This window comes from Kineococcus sp. GCM10028916 (genome assembly GCF_042674865.1).
GTDB lineage: Bacteria > Actinomycetota > Actinomycetes > Actinomycetales > Kineococcaceae > Kineococcus.
The window spans coordinates 448,846-460,879 of the sequence record NZ_JBHTFM010000017.1; the positions used below are offsets into that span (position 1 = coordinate 448,846).

At 74.4% G+C, this 12,034-nt stretch carries 13 protein-coding genes; 7 read left to right on the forward strand and 6 right to left on the reverse strand.

The genetic code is table 11. The features are described 5' to 3' along the window. Nucleotides 1-28: 28 nt before the first annotated feature. The 4 genes from ACFQ46_RS18645 to ACFQ46_RS18660 all read right to left on the reverse strand — a co-directional run bounded on the left by ACFQ46_RS18645 (nt 29) and on the right by ACFQ46_RS18660 (nt 4,994). Nucleotides 29-1,000, reverse strand: coding sequence for an NUDIX domain-containing protein (locus tag ACFQ46_RS18645; RefSeq protein ID WP_380260849.1), 972 nt, complete (start codon nt 998-1,000; stop codon nt 29-31). Then, the gene (locus tag ACFQ46_RS18650; protein ID WP_380260850.1) at nt 997-3,162 is read right to left on the reverse strand and encodes an RNA degradosome polyphosphate kinase; all 2,166 of its coding nucleotides are present in this window, start codon (nt 3,160-3,162) and stop codon (nt 997-999) included. The genes ACFQ46_RS18645 and ACFQ46_RS18650 overlap by 4 nt, the downstream gene beginning before the upstream one ends. A gap of 84 nt (nt 3,163-3,246) precedes the next feature. Further along, nucleotides 3,247-4,158, reverse strand: coding sequence for a mycothiol synthase (gene mshD / locus ACFQ46_RS18655; protein ID WP_380260851.1), 912 nt, complete (start codon nt 4,156-4,158; stop codon nt 3,247-3,249). Between the two features lie 5 nt (nt 4,159-4,163). Then, nucleotides 4,164-4,994: a winged-helix domain-containing protein gene (locus tag ACFQ46_RS18660; RefSeq protein WP_380260852.1), complete on the reverse strand. Its 831-nt coding sequence runs from the start codon at nt 4,992-4,994 to the stop codon at nt 4,164-4,166. A gap of 167 nt (nt 4,995-5,161) precedes the next feature. On the opposite strand from ACFQ46_RS18660, the gene ACFQ46_RS18665 reads away from it, so the two are divergent. From ACFQ46_RS18665 to ACFQ46_RS18685, 5 genes are all read left to right on the forward strand, one after another. Further along, on the forward strand, nt 5,162-5,953 hold the full coding sequence (locus ACFQ46_RS18665; protein WP_380260853.1) for a hypothetical protein: 792 nt from the start codon (nt 5,162-5,164) through the stop codon (nt 5,951-5,953). Between the two features lie 395 nt (nt 5,954-6,348). Beyond that, nucleotides 6,349-6,891 (forward strand): FABP family protein, encoded by a 543-nt coding sequence (locus ACFQ46_RS18670; RefSeq protein WP_380260854.1) that lies wholly within the window; start codon nt 6,349-6,351, stop codon nt 6,889-6,891. Nucleotides 6,892-6,918: 27 nt separating this feature from the next. Beyond that, the gene (locus ACFQ46_RS18675; RefSeq protein WP_380260855.1) at nt 6,919-7,341 is read left to right on the forward strand and encodes a Fur family transcriptional regulator; all 423 of its coding nucleotides are present in this window, start codon (nt 6,919-6,921) and stop codon (nt 7,339-7,341) included. A gap of 10 nt (nt 7,342-7,351) precedes the next feature. Continuing rightward, nucleotides 7,352-8,434: a YgfZ/GcvT domain-containing protein gene (locus ACFQ46_RS18680; RefSeq protein ID WP_380260856.1), complete on the forward strand. Its 1,083-nt coding sequence runs from the start codon at nt 7,352-7,354 to the stop codon at nt 8,432-8,434. Nucleotides 8,435-8,548: 114 nt separating this feature from the next. Beyond that, nucleotides 8,549-9,145 (forward strand): aerial mycelium formation protein, encoded by a 597-nt coding sequence (locus ACFQ46_RS18685; protein WP_380260857.1) that lies wholly within the window; start codon nt 8,549-8,551, stop codon nt 9,143-9,145. 34 nt (nt 9,146-9,179) lie between these two features. On the opposite strand, the gene ACFQ46_RS18690 is transcribed toward ACFQ46_RS18685, so the two are convergent. After that, on the reverse strand, nt 9,180-9,701 hold the full coding sequence (locus ACFQ46_RS18690; protein ID WP_380260858.1) for a MarR family winged helix-turn-helix transcriptional regulator: 522 nt from the start codon (nt 9,699-9,701) through the stop codon (nt 9,180-9,182). Between the two features lie 56 nt (nt 9,702-9,757). Between ACFQ46_RS18690 and ACFQ46_RS18695 the strand changes: the two genes are divergently transcribed. Together ACFQ46_RS18695 and ACFQ46_RS18700 are read left to right on the forward strand one after the other, a co-directional pair. Next, the gene (locus ACFQ46_RS18695; protein WP_380260859.1) at nt 9,758-11,320 is read left to right on the forward strand and encodes an FUSC family protein; all 1,563 of its coding nucleotides are present in this window, start codon (nt 9,758-9,760) and stop codon (nt 11,318-11,320) included. A gap of 19 nt (nt 11,321-11,339) precedes the next feature. Beyond that, the gene (locus ACFQ46_RS18700; RefSeq protein ID WP_380260860.1) at nt 11,340-11,681 is read left to right on the forward strand and encodes a DUF2516 family protein; all 342 of its coding nucleotides are present in this window, start codon (nt 11,340-11,342) and stop codon (nt 11,679-11,681) included. A gap of 3 nt (nt 11,682-11,684) precedes the next feature. Here the strand turns inward: ACFQ46_RS18700 and ACFQ46_RS18705 are convergent, their stop codons facing one another. Beyond that, nucleotides 11,685-12,014: a hypothetical protein gene (locus ACFQ46_RS18705; protein ID WP_380260861.1), complete on the reverse strand. Its 330-nt coding sequence runs from the start codon at nt 12,012-12,014 to the stop codon at nt 11,685-11,687. Nucleotides 12,015-12,034: the final 20 nt, after the last annotated feature.

The window sequence follows — 12,034 nt, forward strand, 5'->3', positions numbered from 1 at the left end:
CACGGGGTTGCCGGCCGGTCCGCCCCGTTCAGACCCCGTGACGCTCGACGGCGACCACCCGGGCGGTCGAACCGCGCTGGACCAGGTGGGCGATCACGACGTCACCCTTGCCCAGCCGCTCCTCGATCCGCTCCCGCAGGACGGGGTCCCCGGCGTGCTCGCCGACGACCGACTGCAGGGTCGGCAGGACCGGCCCGTGCGAGCAGAGCACGACCCCGGAACCCTCGGCGAGGAGTTCGCCGACGAGCTTCCGCGCGCCCGCCGGGTCGAGGTCGTGACCGTCCTCGGTGATCGCGTCCTCCTCGGTGAGGGGGAGGTCTAGCAGTTCCGCCGCCGGCAGCAGGGTCTGCACGCAGCGGGCCCACGGCGAGGTGACGAGGTGGTGCAGGTCGAAGCAGGCCAGCAGCGGGGCGAGCTCGCGGGACTGGGCGTGCCCGCGGTCCAGCAACGGGCGTTCGTCCTCGGAGCCGTCCCAGTCGGTGCGCTTCACCGCCCGCGCGTGCCGGACCACGGCGAGCGGCCACGTGGGCCGGGGGAGGGCGTCCCCGGGCAGGGCCACGTCGAGGAGCTCCACGTCGGCGGGGTAGCTCAGCAGGTCCCGCGCCCGGGCCGGGGAGACCCAGGCGGAGTCGTCGATCTCGTCGGGGTCGGCGGCCTCGACCACGGCCGGGTCGGCCGGCGCCGCGGGGCGGGCCAGCCAGTAGCGGACCCGTTTGCGCAGGCCCCCGGCGACCTCGTACCGCTGCTCGGGCAACGGGTTCCCGAGGTGCACCCGCACGCCGCTCTCCTCGGCGGTCTCGCGGACCGCCGCGACGGCGGCGTGCTCACCGGGCTCGAGCTTGCCCTTGGGCCAGGACCAGTCGGCCGCGCGGACAGCCGTGGTCGGACGGTGCACCAGCAGCACCTCGACCCCCTGCTCACCGGTGCGCACGACGACGCACCCCGCGGCCTCGACGTCCACCTGCGGGTCGCGTTCCGAGGCCGCGGTCGGCGGGGTCACCGTCGGCGGCGGGTGCTCGGACGCCGACCCGGGCGGGTGGCGATGATGTGTTCCTGCAGGTCCGTGAGCGGGTTGCCGTCGGCGTCGCGGTGGTGACGCGTCCACGTCCCGTCCGGACCGAGGTGCCAGGAACTCGTCGTGTCGGCCATGCAGTCGTCGAGCACCTGCGAGACCTCGCGCACGTGGCGCGGGTCGCTCAGGCGCACGACGGCCTCCACACGGCGGTCCAGGTTGCGGTGCATCATGTCCGCGCTGCCGATCATGACGACGGGATCGCCGCCGGAGGCGAACCAGAAGAGCCTGCTGTGCTCGAGGAAACGCCCCAGGATGCTGCGGACCCGGATGTTCTCGCTGAGGCCGGGAACTCCCGGTCTGAGCGCGCAGATCCCGCGGACGCTGACGTCGACGGGGACCCCGGCGTTCGAGGCCCGGTAGAGGGCGTCGATGATCCCCTCGTCGACGATCGAGTTCACCTTGATCCGGACCCCCGAGGGCAGGCCCTGGCGGTGGTTCTCGATCTCGCGGTCGACGCGGTCGACCAGCCCGGTGCGCAGCGAGCGCGGGGCGACGAGCAGGCGCTTGTAGGCCGTCTTCGGGGCGTAGCCGGAGAGCTGGTTGAACAACCGGGTCAGGTCCTCGCCGACCTGCGGGTCGTCGGTGAGCAGACCCATGTCCTCGTACATCCGCGCGGTCTTGGGGTTGTAGTTCCCCGTCCCGATGTGGCAGTAGCGACGCAGCCCGCCCTGTTCCTGGCGCACGACGAGGCTGAGCTTGGCGTGGGTCTTCAGCCCGACGAGGCCGTAGACGACGTGCACCCCGGCCTGTTCGAGCTTGCGGGCCCAGGTGATGTTCGCCTGCTCGTCGAAGCGGGCCTTGATCTCGACCAGCGCGAGGACCTGCTTGCCCGCCTCGGCGGCGTCGATGAGGGCGTCGACGATGGGGGAGTCGCCCGAGGTGCGGTACAGCGTCTGCTTGATGGCCAGGACCTTCGGGTCGGCCGCGGCCTGCTCGAGGAACGCCTGGACGCTGGTGGAGAACGAGTCGTAGGGGTGGTGCAGCAGGACGTCGCGGTTGCGGATCGCCGCGAACACGTCGGAGGGTTTCGCCGTCTCGGCACCGTCGGTGAGGTCGCGGTGGGTGCGGGCCACGAACTTCGGGAACTTCAGCTCCGGGCGGTCGATGTCGGCGATGTCGCCGAGCCCGCGCAGGTCGAGGGGTTCCGGGAGTTCGTAGACCTCCTGCTCGGTGACGCCGAGTTCGCGCACCAGCAGTTCGCGGACCTTCTGGTCGATGTCGGAGGCCACCTCGAGGCGGACGGCGGGCCCGAACCGGCGGCGCAGGAGCTCCTTCTCCAGGGCCTGCAGCAGGTTCTCCGCGTCGTCCTCCTCGACCTCGAGGTCCTCGTTGCGGGTGACCCGGAAGGTGTGGTGCTGCACGACCTCCATGCCGGGGAACAACTGGTCGAGGTGGACGCCGACGACGTCCTCGAGCGGGACGAACCGCGCCGCGCGCGGGTCCTCGCCCTCGGCCGGTTCCACCGCGACGAACCGCGGCAGCAGCGGCGGCACCTTCACCCGGGCGAAGTGCTCCTTGTCCGTCGTCGGGTTGCGCACGACGACGGCGAGGTTCAGGGAGAGACCCGAGATGTAGGGGAAGGGGTGGGCCGGGTCGACGGCCAGCGGGGTCAGGACCGGGAACACCATGTCCCGGAAGAACCCGTGCAGGCGCACCTGCTCACCGGGGGCGAGTTCGTCCCAGCGCACGATCGTGATGCCGGCCTCGGCCAGCGCCGGACGCACCGAGCCGAGGAACGCGGCGGCGTGCCGTTCGGTGAGTTCGTGGGCGCGCACGGCGATCGCGTCGAGGACCTCGCGCGGTTCGAGGCCGCTGGCGGCGGTGACGGCCAGCCCGGTGGCGATGCGGCGCTTCAGGCCCGCGACGCGGACCATGAAGAACTCGTCGAGGTTGTTCGCGAAGATGGAGAGGAAGCGGGCCCGCTCCAGCAGGTGGACGTCGGGGTCCTCGGCCATCTGCAGGACGCGTTCGTTGAAGGCCAACCAGGAGACCTCGCGGTCGGCGAAGCGGTCCTCGGGCAGCTCGGCGGGCTCCTCGACCGGACTCACGGCAGGCAGGGGAGCGGAAGCGCGTGTCGTGGCGGTCATGTGGTCAGTCTGCCACCGGCGCCGGTACCCACCGGTGTGCCCGGCGGCGGGGAGGTGGCGCTCAGCCCAACAGCGGGTGAACGCTCACGCGCGGGGCGAGGCGTACTGCACGTCGATCGAGGCGCGGAGGAAGCCGAGACCGGTGTAGAGCCGGACGGCGGGGACGTTGTCCCCGTCGACGTAGAGGTCGACGGTCCGCGCGCGGTCGGCGACCGCGGCGAGACCCCGGACGAGCAGCGCCTTGCCCAGTCCGGCCCCGGCGCGACCCGGCGCGACCCCGAGGACGTAGAGCTCGGCGAGGTCGTCCTCGACCTTCATCCAGCAGAACGCCGCCAGACCCCCCGGAGTGTCGGCCAGCAGCAGCAGCGAGGCGTCGAACCACGGCTCGGCGAGCCGGGAGCGGAGGTCCTCGACGCTCCAGCGGCCCTGCTCGGGGTGGGTGGCGAAGGCCTCGGCGTTGAGCGCGACCCAGGCCTCGTCGTCGGCGCCGGGGACGAAGGCGCGCACGCTCACGTCGGCGGGCAGGGCGGGGACGGGCAGCTCGGTCAACCCGGCGCCCGGCCGTTCCAGCCGCAGCAGTTCCCGGACGCGCGACCAGCCGGTCCGCGCGGCGAGCGCCGCCGCACCCGGGGTGTCGCCGTGCGACCAGAGCCGGACGTCGGCTCCGGCGGCGCGGGCGCTCACGTCTCGCAGCAGGGCCGCGCCGTGACCCCGGCGCCGGTGCGCCGGGTCGACGAGGAGTTCGCCCTCGAGGCCCGACCCCGCAGCGACGAGCTGGGCGTAGCCGACGAGAGCGCCGTCGGCGTGCCGCAGGAGGTGGCGCACGGAGCCGTCCTCGGCCCGCAGGCGCAGGACGGCGTCCTCGGACAGCGAGGTCGCGTCGTCCGCCTGCGAGGCCGCGACGCCCAGGGCGAGGACGGCCTGCCGGTCGCGCTCGGGCAGGGCGGACGTGCTCGTGGTGCTGGTGCCGGTCGTGCCGCTGGGCGAGGTGCTCACGGTGCTCAGCGGCGCGGGAAGCCGGTGCGGGGCAGCTCGGCACCCGGCGCCGCCGGCGCGTCGAGGTCGGCCTCGGGGCGCGGGGCGGCAGGGAGGTCCCCGTCCAGGTCCTCGGCGATCTCGTCCTCGATCGCGAGGTCGTCGTCGAGGCCGCGACCGGAGGAGACGAAGCGGTAGCCGACGTTGCGGACCGTGCCGATCGCGTTCTCGTGCTCCGCGCCGAGCTTGGCGCGCAGTCGCCGGACGTGGACGTCGACGGTGCGGGTGCCGCCGAAGTAGTCGTAGCCCCACACCTCCTGCAGCAGCTGGGCGCGGGTGAAGACGCGTCCCGGGTGCTGCGCGAGGTGCTTGAGGAGTTCGAACTCCTTGTAGGTCAGGTCGAGCTGGCGGCCGCGGACACGGGCGGAGTAGGCGGCCTCGTCGATGACGACGTCCCCGGCGCGGATCTCGTTCGGGGTGCCGCCCTCGGGGTCCTCGGCCGGTCGTCGCACGCGGCCCGCAGCGAGGCGCAGGCGGGCGTCCAGCTCCGCGGGGCCGCAGGTGTCGAGCAGGATGTCGTCGGCACCCCAGTCGGCAGCGACCGCGGCCATCCCGCCTTCGGTGACGACGAGCAGCAACGGCTGCGAGAGACCGGTCGTGCGCAGGAGCCGGCACAGGGAACGGGCGGCGGCGAGTTCGCGACGACCGTCGACGAGCACGGCGTCCGACGTCGGTTCGTCGACGAGGACGGAGGCTTCCGCCGGCAGGACCCGGACGCTGTGCGGCAGCAGTCCGAGGGCGGGGAGGACCTCCGTCGAAGGGGCGAGCGCGTTGGTGAGCACGAGGATCTGGGCCACTCGGCGTCCTGCCCTCCGTCTCCAGTCAGGAACCGCGGGTAGCGCGTCGCCGCACGGGCGGGCGCATCCCACGAGGTGTGCAGGATAACGGGGCGAAGCCTACGCGTGTCGCCGAAGCGACGGAGAGCGCCCCCGCCGCGGTGGTGCGCCTCTGCGAGGATCACCCGGTGAGTTCCTCGGCGACCGCGACGACCACCCTCGCTCTGGCGGGTCTGGTGGGTCTCGCCTCCTTCGGGCCGACGTGGGTCCTGGGGCTCGCCGTGCTGTTCGTGGGCGCGTTCGTCGCGGTCGGCTGGCCGGACCTGCTGGACCTGCCGACGCGGCGCGGGAGCACCGCCGTCGTGGTGGTCGCGGCGCTCGTCACGGTGATCGTGGCCGCCGCCGCCGCCCTCGACGCGCGGGACCTGGGCACGCAGGTCGCGGGGGTCCTCGGGCAGCTGCCCGTGGTGGCCGCGCTGGCGCTGCTGCTGGCCTTCGTGCACCAGCTGCTGCGCCGCGACGGGCGTCCGCGGCTCGTGGAGTCGGTCACCGCGGTGGTGGCCGGGCAGGCCGTCGTCGTGCTCGCCGCGGCGTGGGTGGCCGTCCCCACGACCTACGCCGGCGCCCAGCTCGCCCCCGTCGTCCTCGCGGCCGTCGTCGCCACCAGCGCGGTGTCGGCCACCACGTGGCCGCTGCGCGTCGTCGGGCCCGTGAACCTGCTGGTGGGCGCCGCGACCGGCTACCTCGCCGGCGCGGTGACGGTCCTGCTGGGCGGTCGCGGCGTCGTGAGCGAGCTCCGCTGGGCCGTCGCCGGGATCGTCGCCGGCCTCGGGGTCGGCCTGCTCGTCTCGGCCTGGCGCGCCCTCACCGCCCGCCTCCCCGGCGTCCACTCCCTCCCCGCCGCCCTCGCCGTCGCCGCCGTCCCCGTCGCCGCCTCCGGCGCCGCCGCCTACCTCGTCGGCCGCCTCGTCCTGCTCTGACCCGCCCCTGCTGAGGACCACTGCCGCGTCCAGCCCACCGCGCCCGCACAGCCGGGCCGTCGACGCGGGGGCCACGCCCGAGGTGACGCCGAAGGGTGCTGCGGTGGTGGGGTCGCCGGATGTCCGAAGTGAGCGCCAACGCGGTTCTCGAGCATGTGCGATCACCAGCGCGAACGGAGTATCCGGCGACCCCACCAGCGCAGCACCCGGCTCGAGACCCAGCCGAGGAGTGACCCCCCACACGTCGACGGTCCAGCCCCGCGCGGCGCGGGTAGGCTCGACCCGTGCATGGTCTCGAAGTCTTCTTCCTCGTCCTGCTGATCGTCGTCTCGATCGTGATCATGTGGTTCGCCGGGTACGTGGTGTACCGCCTCTTCCAGGGTCAGCGCTGACCCGTGGTCCTTCCCCTGCGCACCGACACCCCGCTCGCCCTCGTCCCGCTCTCCTGGCTGCTCGGCCGCTGGGAGGGGGCCGGTGTCCTCGGCCACCCGGCCGTCGGTGAGGCCGACACCCGCTTCGGGCAGGTCGTCGAGTTCGGCCACGACGGTCGCGACTTCCTGACCTACTCCTCGACGACGTGGGCCCTGGACGAGGAGGGGAACACCACCGAACCCCTCGACGTGGAGACGGGTTACTGGCGCCCGCAGGCCGTCGACCTGGACAGCCCCGCGCCGGCCGAGGGTCCGCGTCCCGTGGAGCTCGAGGTGCTGCTGGCGCACCCGACCGGCGTGGTCGAGGTGCTCGTCGGCACCGCGCGCGGTCCGCGCATCGACCTCTCCACCGACGTGGTGGCACGCACGACGACGGCGCACGAGTACACCGCGGGCAGGCGCATGTACGGGATGGTCGAGGGCGACCTGCTGTGGGCGCTGGACGTCACGCTCGAGGGGCACCCGATGCGCAGCTACGCCTCGGCCCGGCTCAAGCGCGTCTCCTGAGCCGGACGGGTCCCCGGTGAGCCACGGGTGAGCGCCGACCTGGGGTCCGCGTTGCACGCTCGCGGGCTGCGGCTCACGCCGCAGCGCCGTCGGGTCCTGGACGCCGTCCGGGCCCTGGGGCACGCGGGGGCCGACGACGTCGCGGAACACCTGGCCCGCGAACCGGGTTCGTCACCGGTGGACCCGTCGACCGTCTACCGGGCGCTCGCGGTCCTCGAGGAGGTCGGGCTGCTGGCCCGCACCCAGCTGGACCGCAGGGGTCCCTCGTTCCACGCCGTGGAGCACGGTGGGCACCTGCACCTGGTCTGCGAGGGGTGTGGGCAGGTGAGCGAGGCTCCCTCGGTGCTCGCCGCGTCCCTGGCCGCGGACATCCTGTCCCGCAACGACTTCGCCGTCGACACCGGTCACCTCGCCCTCCGTGGGCGGTGCGCCGCGTGTCGCGAGCAGTAGGAGGAACCCCGTGAGCGCAGTCACGCAGGCGCGCAGGTCGCCGCTGTTGGACACCCCCGGGGCGGTCGCCGCGGAGGGGCCCGACGCCGGTGTCGCCTGGCACTACGGCGACCCGCACGGCGAGCAGCGGGCCCTGGTGCGCGGGGAGGCCGTGGCCGACCTCTCCCACCGCGGGGTCCTGCGGTTGTCCGGGCCGGACCGGCTGAGCTGGCTGCACTCCATCACCACCCAGGCGCTGACGGGGTTGGCTCCGGGGGTGTCGACGGAGACGCTCGTCCTGAGCCCGCAGGGTCGCATCGAGCACTCGCTGCACCTCGTCGACGACGGTGAGGCCCTCTGGATCACCGTGGAGCCGGGTCAGGTCGACCCGCTGCGGACGTGGCTGGAGCGGATGCGCTTCATGTTGCGGGTCGAGATCGCCGACGTCAGCGCGGACTTCGCCGTGCTCGGCGAGCCGAGCCGGGACGCGGACTCCCCGCTCGGCACGGTGTGGGTCGACCCGTGGCCGGGTGCGACCCCCGCGAACGAGGGCGGCAGCGCGGACACCGCGAGCTACTCCGCGGTCTCCACGCTCGAGCACCCCGGCGCCGAGCGTCCCTGGCGCGAGGTCCTCGTGCCGCGGGCGGACCTGCTCGCCGCGGTCGGGGGTCGACGGCTCGCCGGGACCTGGGCGAGCGAGGCGTTGCGCGTCGAGGCGTGGCGTCCGCGGTTGGGTCTGGACACCGACGAGCGATCCCTCCCGCACGAGCTGGACTGGTTGCGCACGGCGGTCCACCTGCACAAGGGCTGCTACCGCGGGCAGGAGACCGTCGCGAAGGTCCACAACCTGGGCCGGCCGCCGCGCCGGTTGGCCCTGCTGCACCTGGACGGTTCCTCCCACGACCTGCCGGCCCACGGCGACGACGTGGTGCTGGGGGAGAAGAAGGTCGGGGTCGTCACGACGGCCGCCCGCCACCACGAGCTGGGGCCGGTGGCGCTGGCGGTGCTGAAGCGTTCGCTGCCCGTCGACGCCGAGCTGTTCGCCGTGGCCGGGTCCGCGAAGGGTGAGAGCCGTCCGCTGGCCGCGGCCCAGGAGGTCGTCGTCGCGCCCTGAGGCGCCTTCCCCTCCCGCTCCCGCGCCCCGTGGGTCATACTCGGGTGCAGCACGCTCTGTGGTGCAGGTGTTGCGCAGGGTGTTGAAGCGGTTCCGATCGAGGGGGAGACGGTCATGACGGGGGACAACGTCAGCGGGTACCAGGCGGGGGGCCGACGGGCCCTGGACCGGGTGCTCGCGCCCGACTTCCTCGACGACCTGCAGGGGATGGACCTGCCGACGCTGCGCGAACACCGCACCGTCGCGGAGCAGGAGGAGGCCGACCTCTCCTACGCACGACGTCTGCTGCAGGGGCGCCTGGACCTGCTCGGGGCCGAGGAGGCCCGCCGGGTCGGTGCCGACGGTGCCCCCGCGGCGGTCACCCGCGTCCGCACCGACGCCGAGCTCGTCGCCTCGTTGACCGACGTGCTGGCCGACCCGCGACGCACCGACCACGGCATGGGCCGCTACACCTCCGTCGAGCCGAGCCGGGTGGGGGAGCACCGTCGTCGCGCGGAGCTCGCCGTCGCCGACCCGACGATGTCGAACCTCACCGCCATGGACGACGACCAGCTCGCCGCGGCGCGCGGGCGGCTCGAGGACCTCGAGCAGGAACTGTCGGCCGACCGCCACCGCGTGCAGGTCGCCATGGACGCGTGCACCGAGGAGATCACCCGCCGCTACCGCGACGGCGTGGTCACCATCGACGACGCCCTGCGCGCGACGCGCTGAGCGGGGCGTCGCCCCGTCGCTCAGAAGCCGTCGCTCAGAAGCCGTTGCCGCGCAGCAGGACCCGCAGCCCGGACGCGAGGTCCCGCTGCCGGTCCTCGTCGAGGTCGGCGGCGAAGCGGTGCTCGGCGGCGAGGACCTGCGGCAGCAGGCGGTCGATGAGCTCGGCCCCCGCGGGGGTCAGGGACAGCCGGGTCACCCGGCCGTCGCGCTCGTCCGGGGTCCGTTGCAGGTAGCCGACGCCCGTCAGGTGGTCGAGACGCTTGGTCGTCGCCGCCCCCGAGGACAGGGTCGCGGCGGCGATGCCGGTGGGGGTCAGCGGGACGCGACCGCGGCGCACCGCGCTCAGCACGTCGAACTCGGGGCGGGTCAGGCCCTCGGCCCGCACGGTCGGTTCGGTGGCGCGGGCCAGGGCCGCCGCGACCATGCGCAGCCGTCCGGAGACGTCCATCGGGGTGGTGTCGAGGTCGGGGTGGACCCGGGCCCACTCCTGTCGGGCCACATCGATGGCGTCGATGGCGTCGATGGCGTCGGTCGGCTCGTCCCGGCGGGTGCTCACAGGGACAGCGTAGTCGCAACTGCTTCGCGGGTGAAACACCTGCTAACGTCTTCCGGGTGCTCCTCCGACACCTCGGCTCCTCCGTCCACGGGTGGCAGCGGATCGCCCCCGGACCGCACCCGTGGTGGGCCGCCGGGGTGGCGACCGCAGCCCTCGGTGTCCCGCTCGCCGTCACCCTCGCCGCCGGGCAGCCCCTGCTCGCCGCGCCCGCCACCTTCGGCGCCCTCGCCAACCTCTACGGCCGCACCGAGCCCTACGCCCGCCGCTGGCGGACCCAGGCCTGGACCGGTCTCGGGCTGACGGGGGCCGTGCTCCTCGGCGGCGTCGCCGCCGCCCTGCCGCTCACGGGCTGGCTCGACGTCCTCGTCCCCGCCCTGGCCGTCGCGGTCGTCGCCGTGGTCGCCAAGTTCGTCACCGACGCCGTGCGCACCGGCCCGCCCGGCGGGCTCATCCCCGTCTTCGCCGCCGGCACCCTCACCGTCGAACCGTTGGGCTTCCGCGACCTGCCGCTGGTCGCCGTCGTCACCCTGACCTGCGCGGCGCTCGCGGTCGCCCTGAGCTGCGCGGCCGGGGTGCTGCGCCCGGACGGCCCGGAACGCAACGCCGTGGCCCGGGCGCTGCGCTCGGTGCTGGCGGCCCTCGCCGACCCGCGGGTGCGACCACGCGCCTCCGCGGACCTGCACGCCGCCTGGGGTGTGCTCTCGCTCAGCGCCCTCGGCTGCGCGGGTCGGCACGGGGGCTGGCTGGCCCACGCCGAGCGGGTGCTCGACGCGGGGGCCGACCCCCGTCCGCTCTCGTCCGCGCTCAGCGCGCTGGAGGGTCGGGGGAGCCTCCCGTCGGCGCCGCTGACCCGGGGCGTCCGGGCGGAGCTGCTGGGTCGGGAGAGCGCCCTGCCGCGCTGGCGGGCCGTCCGGGCGCTGCGCGCCGAGCGCGTGCTGGTCGTCCCCGCGCTGCGCGTCGGGATCGCCTGCACCGCGGCCGTCGTCGTGGCCTCGGTCCTCGGCCTCGGGCACACCTACTGGGCCGCCGTGGGTGCGGCCGCGGCCCTGCAGTCGCAGTCGAGCCGCAACACCGCCCAGCGCGCCCTGCAACGCTCGGCCGGGACGCTGCTCGGGGTCGGCGTGGCGGCCGTCCTCGTCCCGCTCGCCACCGACGACGCCCGGCTGTGGCTGCTCACCGTCGTCTGCATGTTCGGCGTCGAGTTCTGCATGCCCCGCAACTACGCCCTCGGCTCGGTCTCCATCACGGCCCTCTCGCTGCTGCTGACCCGGCTGGGGACGAACGGGACGGGGATCTCCACGCTCATCGCGGACCGGGTCGCCGACACCGGCGTCGGTGTCCTCGTGGGGGTCCTGGTCGCCGTCCTGGTGCGCAACCGGCACGCCGGCGCGGCGCTCGAGGACGCCGCCGGGGCGCTCCACCGCTCCAGCGCCGGGCACGACCCGCAGGCGCTGCGCCGTGACCTGCTCGGCCTGCGGGAGGCGCGGACGCGGCTCTGCGAGGACGACTGGCGCCTCCCCGCGCCGCGCGCAGCCCTCGACGAGGCCGAGGAGGTCGGCTACCGCCGGTTGGGGGACCTCCTGCGGCGCTCCGGTGAAGGCCGGAACCTCTCGGCGTGATCACACGTAGAGTTCCAGTGTGGAGCTGCTGAGCAACCTGCAGAACGGCGTCCTGCTGATCCTCGGGATCGCGGCGTTCGCCCTCGAGCTGTGGGCGTTGATCGACGTGCTGCGCCGGCCGGCGGGCGCGTTCGTCGCCGCGGGCAAGCGGACGAAGACGTTCTGGACGGCGATCGTCGCCGTCGCCGCCGCGGTCGGGTTCGTCTCGATCTTCTCGGTCCTGGGCATCTTCGGGGTCATCGCCGTCGTCGGTGCCGCGGTCTACCTCGCCGACGTCCGTCCCGCCGTGCGCCAGTACGGCGGCGGTCCGCGGGGCGGGGGCCAGGGCGGGCGCAACCAGGGGCCCTACGGCCCCTGGTGACCTTCAGCGTGCCGCGACGACCGTGTCCTCGGTGTCGCGGCGGCGGGTGGAGCGGCGCAGGAACCGGTAGCCGCAGCGCAGCAACGTGATCCCCACGACGAGCAGCGCGGCGACCGAGAGCAGGTCCGCCTCGGTGAAGCCCCGGTCGGCGGTCCAGGTGTGCAGGACCCGCCCCTCCACGGGGGTGTTGACCCGGCTCCAGATCGCGGCCAGCAGGCCCAGCACGAGCGCGACGTCGACCCGCGGGCGGATCAGGGCCCCCAGGGCACAGACCCCCAGCGCCAGCAGGGTCACGGGGATGACCACGGGGCCGTCGATGAGGGTCTGGAGCACCCGCCGATCGTAAGCTCGCA

Excerpts from the sequence above, each read along its gene's own strand:
- ACFQ46_RS18650 (WP_380260850.1), bottom strand. The coding sequence starts at position 3,162 with ATGACCGCCACGACACGCGCTTCCGCTCCCCTGCCTGCCGTGAGTCCG.
- ACFQ46_RS18685 (WP_380260857.1), top strand. The coding sequence starts at position 8,549 with ATGACGGGGGACAACGTCAGCGGGTACCAGGCGGGGGGCCGACGGGCC.